The organism is Acetobacterium fimetarium (genome assembly GCF_014284475.1).
GTDB classification, from domain to species: domain Bacteria; phylum Bacillota; class Clostridia; order Eubacteriales; family Eubacteriaceae; genus Acetobacterium; species Acetobacterium fimetarium.
This window is the reverse complement of the sequence record NZ_WJBC01000011.1, coordinates 43793-62759: the sequence shown is the minus strand read 5'-3', so window position 1 is coordinate 62759 and position 18967 is coordinate 43793. Positions and strand designations below refer to the sequence as shown.

General features: G+C 45.3%; 18 protein-coding genes and 1 tRNA gene. 2 read left to right on the top strand and 17 right to left on the bottom strand.

The genetic code is table 11. The features are described 5' to 3' along the window. Positions 1–4 precede the first annotated feature (4 nt). The 13 genes from GH808_RS08880 to aroF all read right to left on the bottom strand — a co-directional run bounded on the left by GH808_RS08880 (position 5) and on the right by aroF (position 11589). Positions 5–628, bottom strand: coding sequence for a 4'-phosphopantetheinyl transferase family protein (locus GH808_RS08880; RefSeq protein WP_186842430.1), 624 nt, complete (start codon positions 626–628; stop codon positions 5–7). A gap of 253 nt (positions 629–881) precedes the next feature. Continuing rightward, the gene (locus GH808_RS08875) at positions 882–2078 is read right to left on the bottom strand and encodes a GGDEF domain-containing protein (RefSeq protein ID WP_186842429.1); all 1197 of its coding nucleotides are present in this window, start codon (positions 2076–2078) and stop codon (positions 882–884) included. A gap of 374 nt (positions 2079–2452) precedes the next feature. Beyond that, complete coding sequence (locus GH808_RS08870) at positions 2453–2650, bottom strand: (Fe-S)-binding protein (protein WP_186842428.1); 198 nt, start codon at positions 2648–2650, stop codon at positions 2453–2455. 103 nt (positions 2651–2753) lie between these two features. Continuing rightward, a tRNA-Gln gene (locus tag GH808_RS08865) sits at positions 2754–2828 on the bottom strand. A 217-nt stretch (positions 2829–3045) separates the two neighbouring features. Then, on the bottom strand, positions 3046–3816 hold the full coding sequence (locus GH808_RS08860; RefSeq protein ID WP_186842427.1) for a TatD family hydrolase: 771 nt from the start codon (positions 3814–3816) through the stop codon (positions 3046–3048). Beyond that, positions 3806–5143 carry a CCA tRNA nucleotidyltransferase gene (locus GH808_RS08855; protein WP_186842426.1) on the bottom strand — a complete coding sequence of 446 codons (1338 nt, stop codon included), beginning with the start codon at positions 5141–5143 and terminating at the stop codon, positions 3806–3808. The genes GH808_RS08860 and GH808_RS08855 overlap by 11 nt, the downstream gene beginning before the upstream one ends. Further along, positions 5133–5711, bottom strand: coding sequence for an HD domain-containing protein (locus tag GH808_RS08850; RefSeq protein ID WP_186842425.1), 579 nt, complete (start codon positions 5709–5711; stop codon positions 5133–5135). The genes GH808_RS08855 and GH808_RS08850 overlap by 11 nt, the downstream gene beginning before the upstream one ends. A gap of 87 nt (positions 5712–5798) precedes the next feature. Beyond that, entirely contained in the window at positions 5799–6617 is an 819-nt protein-coding gene (locus tag GH808_RS08845; RefSeq protein ID WP_186842424.1) for an aminotransferase class IV, read from the bottom strand. Between the two features lie 20 nt (positions 6618–6637). Then, the gene (gene pabB / locus GH808_RS08840) at positions 6638–8008 is read right to left on the bottom strand and encodes an aminodeoxychorismate synthase component I (RefSeq protein ID WP_186842423.1); all 1371 of its coding nucleotides are present in this window, start codon (positions 8006–8008) and stop codon (positions 6638–6640) included. Beyond that, entirely contained in the window at positions 8002–8589 is a 588-nt protein-coding gene (locus tag GH808_RS08835; RefSeq protein WP_186842422.1) for an anthranilate synthase component II, read from the bottom strand. The genes pabB and GH808_RS08835 overlap by 7 nt, the downstream gene beginning before the upstream one ends. 339 nt (positions 8590–8928) lie before the next feature. Beyond that, positions 8929–9495 (bottom strand): FUSC family protein, encoded by a 567-nt coding sequence (locus tag GH808_RS08830; protein WP_186842421.1) that lies wholly within the window; start codon positions 9493–9495, stop codon positions 8929–8931. A 190-nt stretch (positions 9496–9685) separates the two neighbouring features. Beyond that, on the bottom strand, positions 9686–10579 hold the full coding sequence (locus tag GH808_RS08825) for a prephenate dehydrogenase (protein ID WP_186842420.1): 894 nt from the start codon (positions 10577–10579) through the stop codon (positions 9686–9688). Next, positions 10579–11589, bottom strand: coding sequence for a 3-deoxy-7-phosphoheptulonate synthase (aroF, locus tag GH808_RS08820; protein ID WP_186842419.1), 1011 nt, complete (start codon positions 11587–11589; stop codon positions 10579–10581). Before aroF ends, GH808_RS08825 begins: the two co-directional genes overlap by 1 nt. 634 nt (positions 11590–12223) lie before the next feature. On the opposite strand from aroF, the gene GH808_RS08815 reads away from it, so the two are divergent. Both GH808_RS08815 and metA read left to right on the top strand, forming a co-directional pair. Further along, the gene (locus GH808_RS08815; protein WP_186842418.1) at positions 12224–13510 is read left to right on the top strand and encodes an O-acetylhomoserine aminocarboxypropyltransferase/cysteine synthase family protein; all 1287 of its coding nucleotides are present in this window, start codon (positions 12224–12226) and stop codon (positions 13508–13510) included. 204 nt (positions 13511–13714) lie between these two features. Continuing rightward, positions 13715–14638 carry a homoserine O-acetyltransferase MetA gene (gene metA / locus GH808_RS08810; RefSeq protein WP_186842417.1) on the top strand — a complete coding sequence of 308 codons (924 nt, stop codon included), beginning with the start codon at positions 13715–13717 and terminating at the stop codon, positions 14636–14638. A gap of 125 nt (positions 14639–14763) precedes the next feature. Here the strand turns inward: metA and GH808_RS08805 are convergent, their stop codons facing one another. The 4 genes from GH808_RS08805 to GH808_RS08790 form a co-directional block, all read right to left on the bottom strand. Continuing rightward, complete coding sequence (locus GH808_RS08805) at positions 14764–16098, bottom strand: RuBisCO large subunit C-terminal-like domain-containing protein (RefSeq protein WP_243166163.1); 1335 nt, start codon at positions 16096–16098, stop codon at positions 14764–14766. 160 nt (positions 16099–16258) lie between these two features. Continuing rightward, positions 16259–16591: a cupin domain-containing protein gene (locus GH808_RS08800; protein ID WP_186842415.1), complete on the bottom strand. Its 333-nt coding sequence runs from the start codon at positions 16589–16591 to the stop codon at positions 16259–16261. Between the two features lie 20 nt (positions 16592–16611). Next, on the bottom strand, positions 16612–16980 hold the full coding sequence (locus GH808_RS08795; RefSeq protein ID WP_186842414.1) for a DUF1667 domain-containing protein: 369 nt from the start codon (positions 16978–16980) through the stop codon (positions 16612–16614). 19 nt (positions 16981–16999) lie between these two features. Further along, entirely contained in the window at positions 17000–18955 is a 1956-nt protein-coding gene (locus GH808_RS08790) for an FAD-dependent oxidoreductase (RefSeq protein ID WP_186842413.1), read from the bottom strand. Between the last annotated feature and the right edge of the window lie 12 nt (positions 18956–18967).

Sequence of the window (18967 nt, the reverse complement as noted above, 5' to 3'; positions counted from 1 at the left end):
CTCCCTATAGTCTTACCCATTCTATCGCATCTTCAAATTGGTTTGAACCACCCGAACACCACAATTCATAATTCGCCGGGCCTTGATATTTTTTTATGAAAACATCTTTTTGCTGTCCTTCTTCAAAGACCGCAGCCGCTAAGTTTTCCGGAAATTCTCCGGTTATCTTCACGACAAAGGCCTTCATCGGCAGAGCGAATCCTTTTCCGGTATATTTCATGTAGCTTTCTTTAATCGACCATAAATCACATCGCCCCTGTTGTTGGTTGGCAACCGGCTGTGTAAGAATCCAGGCGACTTCCTCTTGATGAAAAAAGCGCTTTACCAATTGAACCCCGACCCGATCGATCTGCTCAATATCCACGCCAACGGGTTGACTGCTTAACGCGCAAACCACAAAATTCCCTGAATGGGAAAGATTGAAATGGATCTTGGCATGATCCCGCAGCGCCGGCTTTCCGTGCGCCCCTTTGATGATCGTTAATGGCTCGCTGATGCCAAAAGACTTCAATACCGCGTGTTGCAGGAGCACTTCCGCCCCGACCGAAAGCGCCTTCGCAGTCATCGACTTGAACGCAAGCACTTTTTTTCGACGTTCGGGCGAAATGCTGTTCAGGTATGCTTCCATTCGACCCGGCTGATTCAGGGAAAAGACATCGGCTATATAGATTTTTGTTTTTATCGTTTTAATCTTCCCGGTCCTCCCGTTGATCCATTTTTATTAACGCAACAGCGTGCAGATTGTCTCTGTTTTTTGAATTATTTACCCTATGATTATACTATAAAACCCGGAACAATCAAGCCGATCAAAATGCTCCCGCCGGCAGTTATTCCTGCCCGAACTAACTGGCATAAAAAAAGAGAGGCTTTTGCAAGTCCCTCTAGGCCATCTTACCGAACGTTTTGTAAAAAGTAATCTGGTTTCTCCCCTTTTGCTTGGAAAGATATAACGCCTCATCGGCGTACTGGGTCAAATTCTGACTGCGCATTTCATTTTTCCACTGGGCAATACCGATACTGAGCGTTACCTCGGTGCCCTCCAGAACGCAATCTTCCAGAATAAGCGAACTTCTTCGCAATTTTTCCATGATGCGCTTGGCGATACCACCAACCTGTTCGGCATTGACGTCCGATAAAATCATGACAAATTCATCCCCGCCAAACCGGGAGCAGACATCTGTTTTGCGGGCACTCGTTTTAATAATATATGCGATATGTCTCAGGACCTGATCCCCCACGTCATGTCCATATTCATCATTGATTTCCTTGAAAAAGTCAATATCAATCATCATTAAAAACAGCGGCGCTGCTGAATTGCTTGCCTTTGCAATTAAACCAGACAGTTGATAATTATGATACCGTTTACTGTGAAGCTCGGTTAAATAATCGACATTTTCAGCCCTGAATTTGTCACCAATCAGCTTAAACACGATAAACGATGTCAGCACAATCAGTGAAAGAACCGCAAACACGAGCACCAGTTCTATTTTTGCCATGAGTTTCGTGATGGAATCGCTGGAAAAATCCACGCCGACCACACTGATAACTTCTCCCGTTTGAAGATCTTTAATCGGTGCATACCCGGTTAAATAAGTCCCCCATTTTTCAGATGCAGCGAGGTTGGTCGATTCAGCTATACCGGTACTATAAACATTTCTTCCGGCTTCTTCCAATTCATCAACCGATCCAATCGGTGAAAAGAATTTGCTTTTAGGATCTTCCCCATCCAGAATATAGACAGCCTCGGTGTCCGACAATTTTTTCGTCGTGTAAATATAGCTGACACCGGTTTCTGCTTGAATATTCTGAAAGAGTTCATTCATTTTTTGATAATAGTTCTGATCATAATTGCCTGACGCGTAATCACCCGTTTGGGCCAAAACCTGGTACGAGTCGATATCCGCTTCGATAAAACCGGCCGCCGTGATCGCCACTTTCTCAGCACTTTCGCCCAGACTCGCGATCGCCACATTTTTTATTTCCAAATAAGTAAAACAACCGACTATTGAAATCAACACGGCAATGATCAAAAATATACCGATATAAACAATCTTTTGCTTGCTTGCATGCCTGATCATCTTATCTTCCCTTCTGATCTGATTATTCCATAAAATCACTCAATTGGAGGCGTAGTGCTTAATATTTTTCAGTCATTTGCTTCTATTATATATAATAACCCGAAATAATCAATCTGTGACATTTAATGTGCCAAATAAAATTGGCCGCACTCCGAAAATACCTGAAACGATCCCAACATGCCTGTCGCTTTCTCACATCATCAGTATATCCCGTTCAACCGGACAAATATGGGACATGTGAACGATATTCTGATCCGACGCTTCATCTTCGCAATATATTGATACGCTTTTTTATACCCGCAAAAAAAGCAACCTAACAAAAATATATCGGTTTGGTTGCTTTTTGTATTGAACAATCTATTTTTCAGTTACAATTATTTGATCAATTCCAGAATTTTCTTGCGCTTGTTTTCAAAAATATCTTCCCGCAAGGGGGCACATCCGCCAATCGTTTTTGAACCTTCCAACAGCTTTTGGGCAAAAGCCATACAATTATTTTCGCCACAATTTTTGCAGTTGGTATGTGGCAAATATTCATAAATATCGAATACGCTGAGTTCCTGATCGACCATGAGATTCCCTTCTTTCTTTGAATATTTAGGCAATTATCGCTTGTTTTTTTGTAAAATAAAACCTGCTTTTAAGTTTCACTTAAAAAGCAGGTCGAATTTCAAATGGCAGGGGTAGCAGGATTCGAACCTGCGAATGATGGAGTCAGAGTCCATTGCCTTACCGCTTGGCGATACCCCTAAATTAACTTTTCTAACCCGAAGGTACGCTAAACATTCTACCTGATTTTTTTTCTCTTGTCAAGCGAAATCAAGTCCAGAAGCAATTTTCTTTGATGAAAATATTTGAAGCACAAACAGACTGGCGTCAGCTTGAAAAAAGCGGGTCCGGGAGATCAAGCCTTTACGCTGTCTCCCGGATCAACCGGTCGATGCTATCCGAACTGGAGCGATTCGTTTCAGCTGATTCCAAACACCTTTTTCGTATTTTCCGACGTGATTGCTGAAACTTCTTCAAAACTGATGCCTCTCAACCGGGCAATCTCTTCCGCCACCAGCCGGACATAGGCCGGTTCATTGCGTTTTCCCCGGTATGGTGTCGGTGTCAGATAAGGGCTGTCGGTTTCGACCAGCAAACGGTCGAGCGGCATCATGGCCACCACTTCCGGAAGTTTGCGGGCATTTTTGAAGGTCAGCGATCCCGAAATCGACAGATAGAACCCCATCTCCAGAAACACCTTCGCCATTTCCGCCGAGCCGCTGTAGCTGTGCATAATCCCCCCGTATTCCGGTGAAAAATGTTGTTCCAGGATATGTACCATGTCCGCCATCGATTCCCGGTTGTGAATGACAATCGGCAGCTTCACTTCTCTGGCAATCGCCAGCTGCTCGATAAAAACCGCCTGCTGAACATCCCGCGGTGATAAATCGTAATGATAATCCAGACCGATCTCTCCGATGGCGACCACTTTGTTCTTTTTTGCCCACGTTCGCAACTGGTTCCCGGTTCTCTCGGGGTCGTAGTCCTTGGCATCGTGGGGATGGACACCGACGGTGGCATAGACCATCGGGTATTTTTCACTCATCGCGATGGCTCTCAGACTCGATGCTTCATCCGCTCCCGGATTGATGATGAGTTCAATGCCGTTCTCCCAGGCATTCTTGATAACGGCATCCCGATCCTCATCGAATTTCTGATCATCAATGTGCGCATGGCTGTCAATTAACATCTTTTATCTCCTTCGTTCTTTCAATCAGTACTGCTTTCGAATTCTCAATCTCTTCATCGATTACGCTGTCGAGCAGGCTCCTGAGGATCCGGCCAATTTCTTGCCCGTCTTCAATGCCCATCGCAATCAGATCCTTTCCGTTAATGGCCAGATCTTTGAGTGAAAAGCACTCATTTTCTGCGATGACTTCCGTCATGATGTTTTTAATCTCCTCCAGACCGTCCAGCCGGAAACGGTATTCCAGCGATTGGGCCAGCACATCCGCTCTTTTTATTTCGATCAGATCGCAAAACAGCGGTGCCGACAGGCGGTTGAGCCAGCGTTTGACGGCTTTTTTGGTCGGCTCGATGATCGTGTCATGATACTTGATCAGCCGGCAGACTTTTGAAATGGTTGCTTTATCACATTTGAGCGCATTGAGCCGATAGCCGGCGATGATTTCCGAGTGTTTGCTGTGTCCGTAGAAATGTCCGATTCCCAGGGCATCCTGGACATAGGTTTCCGGTTTGCCGAGATCGTGAAAGAGCATCGCCCAGCGCAGATGCGGAATCGGCGGCAGGTTTTCAAGGGCAATGGCCGTATGGGCCAGGATATCATAGCAGTGATGAGGATTGTTCTGATCGAAATTCTCTGCCGGCAGCAGTTCGGGAATCACGGCGCCCAGAATTTCGGTCTGTTCCAACAGCACCTTTCTGACGTTTTTCCCGCACAGCAATTTGCTCATTTCCGCCGCCATGCGTTCCGCCGAGATTTCCCTCAACTGTCCGCATTGCTCAGTGACCGCTTTTTGTGTTTCCGCCTCCAGCTCAAAGCCGAGCACCGCAGCAAAGCGCAGCGCCCGCAGAATCCTCAGGGCGTCTTCATTCATTCTTCTGTGCGGATCGCCGACGCAGCGGATCCGTCTTTCTCTGATGTCTTCGCCACCGCCGAACCGATCGATCAGCCCTTTTTGCGGGTGATAAGCCAGCGCATTCATCGTAAAGTCGCGCCGTCCCAGATCTTCCTCCAGGTTTTTCGTGAACGTCACTGCATCCGGATGGCGCCGGTCGGAATAATTTCCTTCCCGGCGGTGGGTGGTGATCTCAATGGCATGCCCCCCCAGAATGACCGTGACGGTCCCATGGCGGATGCCGGTTTCGATGACCCGGTAATCGGAAAAACAGTCCTTGATCTCTTCCGGCGTGGCATCAGTGGTCATATCAAAATCGATCGGTGTTTTTTTCAGCAGAAAGTCCCGGACGCAGCCGCCGACCAGATAACCGCAAAAGCCACCGGTTTCAAGCAATTCAAAAACCTTCAGGACCGCTTCGGGAAGATTAAGCTTCATTGTCACCCAACCCGATTTCATCGGCTACAGCACGCATCCCCAGGATCGTTTCCCGGGTCAGATCTTCGACCGAGTAACCGGACATCTCAGCGCCTTTTCTGATCACGTCACGGTTGACGCCGGCGGCAAAATTCGTGCTTTTGAATTTTTTCTTCACGGATTTCACTTCCAGATCATTGACGCTTTTTGACGGGCGCATATAGGCGCAGGCGGTGATCAACCCGGTTAATTCATCGATGGCATAAAGAATTTTTTCCATCTGCTGAACCGGCTCCACATCCGTACAGATGCCAAAGCCATGGCTGACCACACTGTGAATAAAATCATCATCGTAGCCATTGTTTTTCAGTATCTCCACTACTTTTACGCAGTGCTCGTCCGGATATTTTTCATAATCTAAATCATGCAGCAGACCAACGATCTCCCAGTATTCCTTTTTTTCTCCCTCTAGCTCGGAAAAATGTGCCATCACGCCGGATACGGCTAATCCATGATTGAGAAGCGATTCGCTCTCGTTGTATTCCTTCAATAATTGCAGTGCTGCTTCACGATTTAATTGACTACTCATTCTGATCGACTCCTTTTATATTTATCAAAATGATTAACCGCAAAGAGACGCCGCCCTTTTCAATTAATCATCGATTTTATAAATTGCTTAAACTATATCATATTCTTTTTTATACAGGTTTTTCAAGTAATTTGTGAAAGATTCACTCGTCACCTGAAATTTCAGATTCTCCAGCTGTTTCACCGGCATGATTTCCATCAGCGAATTGGTAATGAAGATCTCGTCGGCATTCATCAGCGTTTCCCTGGTATAATAGCCTTCCGCGACCGGTATTTTGTGTTTTTTAAGCAATGTGATGACTTTGTCCCGGACAATCCCCGGCAAAATTCCGCTATCCTGCGCGGGGGTATAGACCTTTTGATCCCTGATCAAAAAGATATTGCTCATCGTGCCCTCCGCCAGATAGCCTTTGGTATTGAAGAAAACCGCCTCATTGAAACCTCTTTTTTTGCTATCATTCAAGATCAGCAGATTTTCCAGATAATTATTGGACTTGATCGCAACCAGCAGCGACTGCTCGTTTCTCGCATAATCGCTGACACCGATGCTCACGCCCTGTTTAAAGACTTCATCGCCATAATGGTTTTCACGGGCCGTAATGATGATCGCATTCTTTTTTTCACTCTTGCTCAGGGTAACCCGCAGGCCACCCTTGTCGATCTGATTTTTTTCGATCAGTTTTTCACAGTCAACCATGAGCTGTTCGCTCGTTTGACCAAATTCCAGTCCCAGCAAAGCAGCGCTGCTTTTTAGTCTCTCCATGTGCTCCTGAAAAAAGACCAGTTTGCCGCTGCTGACATTGATGGTTTCAAACACGCCGTAACCGTAGAGCAACCCCTGATCCAACGGCACCAGGCATTCCTCTGTTATCTCGCCATTATAACATACGTACTGAATGATGCTCACCTCTATCCAAATTGGAATTTTTAATATCTTTTCAGTGCTTCCATCAGAGCTCGACCCTTATGGAAGGTTTCTTCGTATTCCAGTTGATTCTGCGAATCCCAGACAATGCCGCCACCCACCTGAAAATAGGCTTTTTCGTTTTTGCAGAGAATTGTCCGGATCACAATGTTCAAGTCCAGATCACCATTGAACCCGATATAGCCGATCGATCCGGTGTAGATATTTCTCTGGGTCGGCTCCAGTTCGTCAATGACTTCCATCGCTCTGATTTTCGGCGCCCCTGTGATCGATCCGCCCGGAAAAGAAGCCCGAATGACATCGATGGCATCCACCTCTTCCTTTAATTCACCGGTGACCGTCGAAACCAGATGAAAGACCGTTTCGTAGGTTTCCAGTTTATACAGTTCCGGCACCTTGACCGTCCCTGTTTTCGAAACTCTGCCCAGATCATTTCGCTCCAGATCGACAATCATCAGCAGCTCGGCCTTGTCCTTTTCACTGTTGACCAGGGTATCTCTGTTTTGAGCATCTTCCGCCGGCGTTTTTCCCCGGGGCATCGTCCCCTTGATCGGCCGTGCTTCAATCTGCCTGCCTTTGATCTGAATGAAGCGCTCCGGCGAGCTGCTGACGATCTGACCGGCTCCGAAATCCAGATAGCTGGCAAAAGGGGCCGGATTGATTCGTCGGAGTTCACTATATAATTCCAGCGGGGTGATCTCCAGATCACATTCAAAGCGCTGGGTCAGATTTGTCTGATAGATATCGCCCGCCCGGATGTATTCATGCACCGCATCCAGCGCCGCCATGTATTCCTGCCGGGTGAAATTGCCGGTAAACTCCTTTTCTTCATTAATACGGAAGTCGGAGCGAATCGTCACTTTTTCATTTTTCTCTAATTTCTGTCTGATCCTTGCTGCGATGGCCTCCGGCTCTGCTTCGATGCCAAGCGCGGCAACATAGGTTTTGTTCGTCTGATGGTCGATGATGATGATCCCGTCGTAAAAACCCATGTGGCAGTCCGGGATCTGCACATCATCCACGGCACTGCGCGGCAGCACTTCTATCTGATGACAGAGGTCATAGCCAAGATATCCCACGGCCCCGCCTAAAAACGGAAATTTCGATGGATAGTCCCTTTGGTAGCGGCGCAACAGTTGCTGTAGTTCAGCAAACGGATCGCCCTGATAATGCTTTTCTTCCGTTTTTGTTCTGATTGTGATGGCATCATCCTTGCTGCTAAAAACAAGAAAAGGATCACCGCCGATAAAAGAGTATTGTCCCAGGTTGTCGGCATCTCTGCCACTATCCAGAAAAAAACTGTAGGGTTCATCTTTGAATAAAAGATAGGCTTCAAAGCTGGTTAAGGTTGTCTTGATCTCTTGTATTAACATAATGCCCCCTTTTCTTTTGCCGAACGAAAAAAGTTGTCCAGCAATTCCATTCCCATTTCGGTCAAGATCGCTTCCGGATGAAACTGGACCCCTTCGATTTGATATTCCCGGTGTTTCAAACCCATGATCTCAGCCTCTTTGGTTTTAGCGGTAATTTCGAAACAATCCGGAATCGCTTTATTTTCTACCACCAACGAATGATACCGGGTGACTTTCAATGGGTTGTTCAGCCCCTCAAACACACCTGTGTTATTGTGGGCAATCGCATCGACTTTGCCGTGAACCGGTTCTTTGGCTTTAACAATCCGGCACCCGAAGGCCTGAGCAATGATCTGGTGACCCAGACAGATTCCCAATATTGGTATCCGGCCCTTGAAAACATCCACAACTTCTAAACAAATTCCTGATTCATTGGGCGTACATGGTCCCGGTGACAAAACAATCATGGATGGTTCCATTAACGCAATTTCGTCGATAGTGACTTTATCATTTCTTTTCACAACAACCTCGGCACTCAGTCCTTCCAGATACTGGACCAAATTGTAGGTGAAAGAATCATAGTTGTCTATCATTAGAATCAATTTTATACCTCACTTATATTATAATAGTTGAGCCGTATTGTACCATAAGAAGCGGCCCTAAAACAACCGCGATTGTCTGCAATTTTTAGGGTCGCTCATCCGCGCTTTTGATCTATCTCCAGGTTTTTTCTTTCTAAAATTTACTCTATCCAAAATCCATCTTTTTTCGCAGCGATTTCCGAAAACGGTTCCGGTTTAATCGTTGTATTCGTCTCCAAATTCGTCTTGATCATAAAAAAAAGACCACCGTCATTACGGTAGTCTCTTTTTAAAGGGGAGGGGGTATCTATATTTTAAATTCTTTCTAAACGTCACAAAAATCTAGAAACAACGTAAAACCTATGGTTTAAGGATCATGGCTATCAGGCTTGATAGTCTCATTTTTTTACTATCATTGCTGATGTTCTCTTGCGCCGCTAATGACTTTTCATCTTTTTGTTTTTCTGCATCGCACTCTGGAAGCTTAATAAAGCGGTTCACCAAGTAGGCAACGATAATACCAAATGCTGTTTCCAAAAGTCGCATTCCTGCCAGCATATAATTTCCCAAATCCTGGGAATAGGTGGTCATCACACTGATGAACATCACACAGGCAATGGTAATCGCGCCGTGCTTTTTCAGATTATTGCACAGGTAGATCAGGCCCATTACGCCTAACGGAATAACTGCGATAAAACCAAATTCAAACGGAATCAAATTAGAAATAAAAATGCCCAACATTCCTGCCGCTCCGCCAATAATCGTTCCTAAAATACGGTTCCATCCACTCTCTACCGTTTCTTCAATATTGGACTCCATCGTGATGACCGCTGCGACTGCCGCAAACAATGGATTGAAATTTGGACCCATCATCGCAAATACGGCTACACAAATGAACACCGCCAAAGCAGTTTTTATGTTTCTCATACCAATCGATGGCAGATTACATATTTTTATTTTTTTGCGTCTGTTTTCTATTTGGTTTCTCCCTTCCAGCTCGTCAATTTGCTGAGCCACAAGTTATAAACATGAGTATACTCCGAAGTGAAATTAAGTCAATAGCATTATCTTTTTCAATCTGATGAAACTGTTTTCAGGGGTTTTTTCTTAAGTAAACTTACTTCTTTTTTAAGGTTTTTGCCTTCCTGATCTCCCCCATCGCAATTCGTTTTTCCCTCACCGATGTCAGCCGCTCGATTAATGCTGCCGCTTCTTCTTCCTTGATCATGCGCTTCATTTCTTCCAGACTCGATTCGAATTTTTCAATATTCTGCAGCAGATTCTTCCGGTTGCACATAAACAATTCGGTCCACATCGATGCATTGATCATGGCAATGCGGGTAAGATCTCCGAAGCTGCCGCCTTCGAAATCAGTGATTGAAAGATCATCCTCACAGTCCACCAGTGCGGCCGCAATAACATGGCAGAGTTGCGAAGTGAAAGCAATTTTTTCATCATGAATCGCACAGGTTGTTTCAACAATATGATTGAATCCCAGCTTGGTGACAATCGCTTTGATCAGTTCAATATTTTCCGGTTGATTTGTCGGCAGCGGGGTCAAAATATAATTGCGGTTTTTGAAGATGCTGTCATCCGCATTTCCAAACCCTTCCTTTTCACTCCCGGCCATCGGGTGTCCGGGAATATAATCGATGTCCTCTCGCAGGTGATTACCAAGATTTTTGATGATCACTTCTTTTACGCCGGTGATGTCCGTAATGACCGCGCCGGTTTTGAAGTCTTCCATATATGAGGTCAAGAATGCCAACGTATCCTTCGGGCTCAGACAGATGAAAACCAGATCGCATTGCGGGAGCATTTCCCGAAGTCCTGCCGAATCGGAGCTGCCGCCATCAATCACATGCTGTTCCGTTGCCGCTTTGATAACCGCCTGCTTGATATCATAACCCAATATTTTTCCAGGTCCCTGTTTCCTGAGTCCCATGGCCAGTGCGCCGCCCATCAGACCCAGGCCGATAAAACCAACGATGGAATCTTCTATTTTTTTCATTACATCACCTTGTTTTCAATTTCCGCATATTTTTTCAGCGTTTTCATGATTTTGTCGAATTGTGCCGGAGTGATCGATTGTTCACCGTCACAAAGTGCTTCTTCCGGGTTATTGTGCACTTCCACCATGACGCCGTCCGCACCGACTGCAATGGCCGCCTTGGATAACGCTTCGACTGTCCAGGAAAGACCGGTTCCATGGCTTGGATCGACAATGACCGGCAAATGACTCTTTTTCTTTAAAACCGGAACACAGCTTAAATCCAGCGTATTTCTGGTGGCGGTTTCAAATGTCCGGATGCCGCGTTCACACAGAATAACCTTCTCATTGCCTTCTTTCATGATATATTCTGCCGACATCAGGAATTCCTTCATGGTGGCACACATTCCTCTTTTCAATAAAATGGGCTTATCTATTTTCCCCAATTCTCTCAAAAGAATAAAGTTCTGCATATTTCTCGCCCCAACCTGAATGATATCCACATCCTCGAAAGCCGGCAATTGCTCCAGGGACATCAGTTCACTGACAATCGGCAGGCCAGTTTCTTTTCGGGCAATCTTCAGAAGATCCAGTCCTTCGTAGCCCAATCCCTGAAATGCATAGGGTGATGTACGCGGTTTGAATGCACCTCCGCGAAGAAAAGTCGCCCCGGATTCCTTGACGCTCCTGGCAATCGAAACGATCTGTTCTTCCGTTTCAACAGAACAGGGGCCTGCCATAATGCTGATCGTTCCTTCGCCAACTTTTCGTCCTTTCACATCAATAATGGTATCGTCCGGATGAAACAGTCGATTGGCTTTTTTGTAGGGTTCCTGAACATGCAGTACATTTTCCACAATTTGATTTGAACGAATTTTTTCAACATCGACCAGGGTGGTATCTCCAACAATTCCCAAAATAGTATGATCGATGCCTTTTGAATAGTGAATGCTCACACCTTGTGCTTCAATCATTCTAATTAACCTTTGGACATCTTCATCTACGGTATTCGGTTTGATAACTACTATCATTTTTTTCCTCCATTATTTTTTTATCGTTGGTCAGTTCTATTCATCTATTTTTATTTCCTGTGCACCGGGGAATAAAAAAAGGAGACTTCCTTAGAAGCCTCCTAAAAATCAATTTCTATAAAACACAAACTGCGTTTCTAAAAAATATCTTATGGGTTTGGATTCTCAAAGGAACTTAATTCATGGCATGTAAAATAACCAAAGCTAAAATACCAATAGCTTTGGGTAAAGTTATAATAATATGAATTTAAGTTGCTTTTTAAATCTTTCATGATATTCCTCTCGAGATTCAATATGGGTCTCCCCACGCTCTCATTAGCATAATCTGTATTTCCGTTCATTATAGACTTGTTTTTTATTAATGTCAAATGAATAATTTTCAAGTTTTCTGATTTTTTCTATTCCGGGCCATCCGCTTACGCGTCTATCATTGAAATCCTATTGATCCGCAGCCAGGCGTCTTTTGTGTCTACACCCTTTCACACCCATTCTAACTGAGATAAATGTTGACAGCGACTTGCTTTTTATGGTATATTACGCATAATTCCTACTGGAATGATATGTAATAAGAATTCTGAACTCCAGTTGGCTTTTCACACGGTAACCATAAAGAAATTATTAAGGAGATACGACAATGGCTGAAACAAGAAAATTCGAAACTTTACAACTTCATGGCGGTCAAACACCCGATCCCACAACTCATGCGGTAGCTGTTCCCATCTATCAGACGACATCTTACGTTTTTGATAACAGCGAACATGCGGAAAATCTATTTGGTTTGAAAGAGCCCGGTAATATCTATACCCGTATTATGAACCCGACTAACAATGTTCTGGAAGAACGCATGGCCCTTCTGGAAGGTGGTGTTGGCGCGCTGGCGTTTGCCTCCGGTTCCGCTGCCATCACCGCGGCAATTCTTAACCTTGCCGGTACCGGCGACGAGTTGGTGGCTGCGTCCACCCTTTATGGCGGCACCTATAACCTTTTGAATTCAACCCTTCCCCGTCTTGGCATTAAAACCGCCTTTGTTAACCCGGATGATCCCGAGAATTTCCGATCAGCCATCACTGAAAACACCAAGGCAATCTATATCGAATCACTGGGAAATCCGGCCATCAACATCGTCGATGTCAAAGCCGTCGCCAGGATTGCTCACGATAACGGCATTCCTCTGATTGTGGACAACACCTTCGCAACGCCGTATTTGTTCAGACCGCTGGATTTTGGCGCCGATATTATCGTCTATTCGGCCACTAAATTCATCGGCGGACACGGCACTACCATCGGCGGTATTGTTGTCGACGGCGGTACCTTTGACTGGGCCGCCAGCGGTAAGTTCCCGCTCTTTACAACGCCTGATGACAGTTATCACGGCATTGTTTATGCTACCGATTGCGGTGCGGCCGCATTTATTACAAAAGCCCGGGTTCAGCTGCTGCGCGATACCGGTGCGTGTCTCAGCCCGTTCAATGCGTTCCTGCTTCTGCAGGGTCTGGAAACGCTCTCGCTGCGTTTGGACCGACATCTGGAAAACACGAAAAAGGTTGTCTCGTTTTTATCCAAACACCCACAGGTAACCTGGGTAAATTATCCATCTTTGCCTGGCAATCCCTATAAAGCCTTATCTGATGAATATTTTAAAAAAGGTCCCGGCTCAATTTTCACTTTCGGTATCAAAGGCGGTATTAAAGCTGCCCGTAAATTCATTGACAGCCTTGAGCTGTTCACCCATCTGGCCAATGTTGCCGATGCCAAATCCCTGGTTATCCATCCGGCTACCACGACGCATCAGCAGCTTTCCGGTGATGAACTGATCGCCGCCGGCATTACCGAAGATATGATTCGTCTGTCCATCGGCCTTGAACACAGCGACGATATCATCGCTGATCTGGATCAGGCGTTAACTAAAGCCATTATCTAACCGACGCTCAGGTCATAGCGAAACGACTGCAAGCTTCGCTGCCGGTTTACACGAAACAATTTTTACACTGTACGGCGGACAGTCTATCGACTGTTCGCCTACACGTTACACAATTGTTTGTGTAAACCGCCATCAAAGCAACCATTGTTCGATTATTTTAAATTTCGCAATTACCTGAAAACTACTCTATTAAGGAGAACAAATATGCCGATACGCATTCCCAACAACCTGCCTGCCAGCGAGATTCTGACGAATGAGAACATTTTTGTCATGGATATAAACCGGGCCAGTCAGCAGGATATCCGCCCTTTGAAAATTGCCATTCTGAATCTCATGCCCACGAAAATAGCAACTGAAACGCAGCTACTGAGGTTATTGGGAAATACCCCGCTTCAAATCGAGGTTACGCTGCTGCAGACGAAAACCCATGAAAGCACCCACACTTCTTCCGAACATCTGGGTACCTTCTATTCGTATTTTGAGGACATTAAAGACCAGCGCTTTGACGGACTGATCATTACCGGTGCGCCCATCGAAACGCTTGAATTTGAAGAAGTCGACTACTGGGAGGAACTGACCAAAATCATGGACTGGAGCAAAACCAATGCCTTCTCCACCCTTCATATCTGCTGGGGGGCCCAGGCCGGGCTTTATCACCATTATGGCATTCCCAAACAGTTGCTGCCCAACAAAGTCTTTGGTGTCTTCGAGCATCACCTGGAGAAAGCCTTCGTGAAACTATTCCGTGGTTTTGACGATGTTTTTTTTGTGCCGCATTCCCGTCACACCGGTATCGATCGTGAACCCATCGCGGCGCATCCCGATCTGGAGATCATGGCTGCTTCCGATGAAGCGGGTGTCTACATCGTCATGGCGCATGAAGGCCGGCAGATTTTTGTGACCGGCCACAGCGAATATGACCCGGAAACCCTGAAAGGCGAATATGATCGCGATATTTCCCAGGGCAAACCAATCAATGTTCCCAAGAACTATTACCCAAATGATGATCCCACCCAGCCCCCGGTCGTCCGCTGGCGCGGGCATGCCAACCTGCTGTTTTGCAACTGGCTGAATTACTACGTCTATCAGGAAACGCCGTTTGACAATACCGCAATCTCTGAGTTTTAAGGGATCAAAAATACGCTTCATGAAAAAAAGAACCGCTAAACTTTAACCATGAAAAAGTTTAGCGGTTCTTTTATAATAATATTTTCAAGCCCAAGCGATAACTTAAATAAGGGTAAAAGTTATCGTTAGATCAGATAGTTTTTCTTAACGTTGTCTTTTCCGAAAACGCCCCATTTAGCTAATGCAACGCCCAGTTCTTCATGTTCTCTGCCGGCTTCTTCCAGATCCTGACCATTCATGTAGGCATCAATTGCCTGTCTGAATGCGACTGCGCCCTTTTCTGGTCCCTGTGGATGGCCATGAATCGCGGCTCCGACACCCAGCAAACAGTCATTTCCGGTTTTGTCAAGAATGGTCGGAATTAAGCCTTCAATTACACCGCCGCCCATGAATGGCACGGATGTGTTCATGTCGTATAATTTGCCGGTGCAGGCGATGACTCTTGAGATATATTTGTTTTCAAGATTATCAAATTTACCCCATGGTGCTTCAATCAGGATGATATCCGCGCCGCACATTCTGGTTAATTTTGTTAATACCACTGAGCTGACACCTTGATATTTGGCTACTGATTGAGCTCCGCCGAAGCAGCAATGCGCCAAAATCGGAACATTGATTCTTGGGTCTTCGGCCAAATCTCTCAGCGCTGACAAGCCAATTCCAAAGACATCAACCATGATCCCGTTGGCACCTGCTGCGATTGCTCTTAGCGCATTGTCTTTCAGTCTTGAAATTTCATCGGTGATGTTAACCGTGTAAATTGTTTTTTCACCTTTAACGGCATCGGCTTTGGCAGCAGCGGCCATATTCATTTTAACGCGATCTTCAAGTTTGTTGAAAACTCTGTCGCCGCCGATCAATTCATCATCTTTGATGATATCAACGCCGCCGACTGCCGCATCATAGAATAATTTTGCGCCAACTTCCGGTGTGTATCCGGTACATGGCTTGATCATGTTATTTAATAACGGTCTGTCATAAACACCTAAAAGATCTCTGACTCCCTTGATCCCAAATTTTGGTCCTTTGAATTTTTTCACAAAGCTTTTAGGGAAATCAACATCCAGAAGTTTCAAATAAGGCATCGCTGTAATGTTCCCTGTTACGGTAGCGAAGAACAATGGCAGGTTATCATCAATATTATCAACCGGGAAACCGATTCTCATAATATAGAATCGCATTCCACCTTCAGGCACCGTTTTATCAAGATCCATTTTCAATTCAAAATCAGGTACTTCATATACCCCGATTGTTTTGCCGGCATATCCTTCTCTGATTTCATCGGTTTCGCCGGGAACGTCTACCCATGAGCCGGTTGTTTGTTCAATGGCAATACTCGCTGCCTTTAAAATTGGATCTTCATCCTTTTCTGCTCCAACCAAATAAGTTGCAACGATCAGGTTTTCAACATCTGCACCTTCATAAAGTTTGTTCAACACATTACTATACAGTCTGTTCATTTTTTCCTCCATCACTTTTTAAAGTGTTTGAATTAGGTTTGTTTTTTACTATTTTCCATGGCAATAATTTCTGGTTATGCCGTAAATAGTATCCTTGACTCTATTCTAGTCGCCGTTGGAAATATTATCAATATGGAAAATATTTTCAATCAATCTTTTTTCAGATCGCCGCGTGAAACCAGAATACCCTTAAGTCTACTGAATTTTCATCCCTCTTGATCGCATGTTGGACCCCAGCCGGAACAATGAACGCCGTTTCCGGTTCAAGTTTAAATTCCTGATCACCAACCTTGGCCCATCCGGTTCCATCCAAAACCAGAAAACCTTCCTGATCCTCATGGGCCTGTGAATTGGGATATTCTGTTTTTGTATGACTGCTGATCCCCGTTTTACACCCGGCAACACAACCATTCTTCTCATCGACTAAATACTGACTCGTATAATCCGGTCTCTGGGTTTTTTTTACGTCTTTCAAACGCACAAAATACTTCATTCAAGGACTCCTTTCATATTCTATGAAACCTTTTTGATACTTCTGGTGCATACCAGATCCACGCCGGTTCCGGCGATATTCGGTATGACAACGTCTCCGACCTTGACCGGCGATTCTAACTCCAATTTGCTGATGACCTTCATCACTTCAAATATTTTTTCCTTATTGACTGCTTCTCTGGTCTTTACCGGTACGAAAGGCAGGGTGCCGGCATTGATCTTAACCGTCGTAGTCACAATCCGTTTTGGTTCGGTAAATTCGTTTTCGGCGTATTTCAGTCCGTTATCACAGTTGTAGCCGGTAATCTCATTAATGGTTTTGCCGGTGTGCTTAATTGTTATGCTGCAGCCTTTCGGGCAGCCAATGCAAATCAGCTTTTTTTCTTCCATGGCTTTTTCACCTCCATTTTTATTCTGCCTGTTCCCTGGCAATCGAAATATCAATTGAAGAGGTATCTTTGGTAACAAACTGTCTTGGCAGATTGAAAGTTATCATTGTCCCCGGTTCCACGATTGATTTTTTCAAACTTAATAATTCTTTATTCGCATTGTCTTTCACGACCAGCTTGATGTCTTCATCCGGATTTTTTACCCGCAGGAAGAACTTGACAACTTTGTCCTGGTTGTTCAATGCATCAAAATGCTGAGGCACAACATATCCAATATTTTTATCATGCGTGACTGCCACGATCTTTTCTTCCTTATTCATTTTGCCGGTGATCAGTGCTGCTGCCGCTTTACCGGCGATTTCAGCTTCCTGGGTCACATTGTCAACCAGGTCATGAACATGCAGCACATTTCCGGCGGCAAATACCCAGGGAATATTGGTAATGCGTTTTTCATTAACCACCGGTCCTTTGGTGACCTGATCCATTTCACAGCCTAGTTTATTGGTCAGCTCATTTTCCGGTATTAATCCCACTGACAGCAAAAGGGTATCACAGCTGACATACTGCTCGGTGCCTGCGATGGGCTGAATCCGCTCATCGACCTTGGCAATCGTAACGCCTTCGACTCTGTCTTTCCCATGAATTTCCGTGATGGTATGACTGAGCAGCAGCGGAATGCCGAAATCATCGAGGCACTGCACCCGGTTACGGACCAGTCCGGTGGAATAGGGCATGACCTCAAGCACGCCCTTGACATTGACGCCTTCCAGCGTCAGTCGTCTTGCCATAATCAGACCGATATCGCCGGAGCCTAAAATAACGACTTCTTTGCCCGGTATGTAGCCTTCCAGATTGACGTAGTTCTGTGCTGCACCAGCCGTCATAATACCGGCTTCTCGGACTAATCCTTCAACCATCGTGGCGATTGCCGGTGCCGAAGTTAAGCCAGGCGACTGGATGCCGGCCACGTTGATAAAGCCTTTAACTGTTTTTGCCGGTTCAATGATAAAATCCTCATTGGTACTGGCGGCTCGCAATCCTGCAAAGGTCGTGATGACATCACCCATTCGCGGGAGCTGCGGGAACAGATGTGAAATCATATTTCCGTAAATACCATTCAATGCTTTTGATGATGTTGCCAAATCCGTCGTATCATCAATGGTCTCGGCGTTTGAACCGGCCAACAGATTGCCGTCAACCGTCGGCACAATGATCATTCCCTTGGAGACTTTTGTCGGCGCTGAATAGATCGGATGATTTAAAATGCCGCGCCATTTTTTATCATACAGGAAGTACTCGCCTTTTCTCGGTTTGATCTCAAAATCGATGTCTTCCACCATGCCCGCTATTTTATCGGCATACAGCCCGGCCGCATTGATGATCACTTTTGCTTCAATATCACCGTTGCTGGTTTTCACCCCTTTGACCTTTTTGTCTTCCACGATCACGTCCAGAACTTCTGTTTCCAGCAACACTTTTGCCCCGTTCAGCACGGCATTTTCGGCTAACGCTACCGTGAATTCAAACGGATTGATAATGCCTGTTTCCGGTTCGTACAGACCATATTTTGCATCCGGATTCAGATGGGGCTCCATTTCATGCAGCTCTTTCTGATCAAGCAGTTTCATTCCCTTGATTCCGTTCTTGATGCCGTTTTCCAGCGTATGCTGCATTCTTTCCAAATCGGCTTCTTCAAATCCAACGGTTATCGAACCAAGCGGTTTCTCATACCCGACATCCAAATCTTCGCATAATTGCTTGATCACTTTGTTTGCTTCCAAAGCCAGTTTGCCTTTTAATGTGTCGCCTTTAATATTAAACCCGCTATGAATCATCGCCGAGTTTGCTTTACTGGTTCCCATACACACATCACTCGCTTTTTCAACCAGGATTATATCCATATTATACTTTGCCAGCTGATGCGCAATGGAAGCTCCAATTACACCGCCACCAATTATTAAAACATCTGTTTTCATGGTGTCACCTCC

Excerpts from the sequence above, each read along its gene's own strand:
- GH808_RS08880 (WP_186842430.1), bottom strand. The coding sequence starts at position 628 with ATGGAAGCATACCTGAACAGCATTTCGCCCGAACGTCGAAAAAAAGTG.
- GH808_RS08790 (WP_186842413.1), bottom strand. The coding sequence starts at position 18,955 with ATGAAAACAGATGTTTTAATAATTGGTGGCGGTGTAATTGGAGCTTCC.
- GH808_RS08815 (WP_186842418.1), top strand. The coding sequence starts at position 12,224 with ATGGCTGAAACAAGAAAATTCGAAACTTTACAACTTCATGGCGGTCAA.
- aroF (WP_186842419.1), bottom strand. The coding sequence starts at position 11,589 with ATGATAGTAGTTATCAAACCGAATACCGTAGATGAAGATGTCCAAAGG.
- GH808_RS08855 (WP_186842426.1), bottom strand. The coding sequence starts at position 5,143 with ATGAAGCTTAATCTTCCCGAAGCGGTCCTGAAGGTTTTTGAATTGCTT.
- GH808_RS08800 (WP_186842415.1), bottom strand. The coding sequence starts at position 16,591 with ATGAAGTATTTTGTGCGTTTGAAAGACGTAAAAAAAACCCAGAGACCG.
- GH808_RS08795 (WP_186842414.1), bottom strand. The coding sequence starts at position 16,980 with ATGGAAGAAAAAAAGCTGATTTGCATTGGCTGCCCGAAAGGCTGCAGC.
- metA (WP_186842417.1), top strand. The coding sequence starts at position 13,715 with ATGCCGATACGCATTCCCAACAACCTGCCTGCCAGCGAGATTCTGACG.
- GH808_RS08825 (WP_186842420.1), bottom strand. The coding sequence starts at position 10,579 with ATGAAAAAAATAGAAGATTCCATCGTTGGTTTTATCGGCCTGGGTCTG.
- pabB (WP_186842423.1), bottom strand. The coding sequence starts at position 8,008 with ATGTTAATACAAGAGATCAAGACAACCTTAACCAGCTTTGAAGCCTAT.
- GH808_RS08830 (WP_186842421.1), bottom strand. The coding sequence starts at position 9,495 with ATGAGAAACATAAAAACTGCTTTGGCGGTGTTCATTTGTGTAGCCGTA.
- GH808_RS08875 (WP_186842429.1), bottom strand. The coding sequence starts at position 2,078 with ATGATCAGGCATGCAAGCAAGCAAAAGATTGTTTATATCGGTATATTT.
- GH808_RS08870 (WP_186842428.1), bottom strand. The coding sequence starts at position 2,650 with ATGGTCGATCAGGAACTCAGCGTATTCGATATTTATGAATATTTGCCA.
- GH808_RS08850 (WP_186842425.1), bottom strand. The coding sequence starts at position 5,711 with ATGAGTAGTCAATTAAATCGTGAAGCAGCACTGCAATTATTGAAGGAA.
- GH808_RS08805 (WP_243166163.1), bottom strand. The coding sequence starts at position 16,098 with ATGAACAGACTGTATAGTAATGTGTTGAACAAACTTTATGAAGGTGCA.
- GH808_RS08860 (WP_186842427.1), bottom strand. The coding sequence starts at position 3,816 with ATGTTAATTGACAGCCATGCGCACATTGATGATCAGAAATTCGATGAG.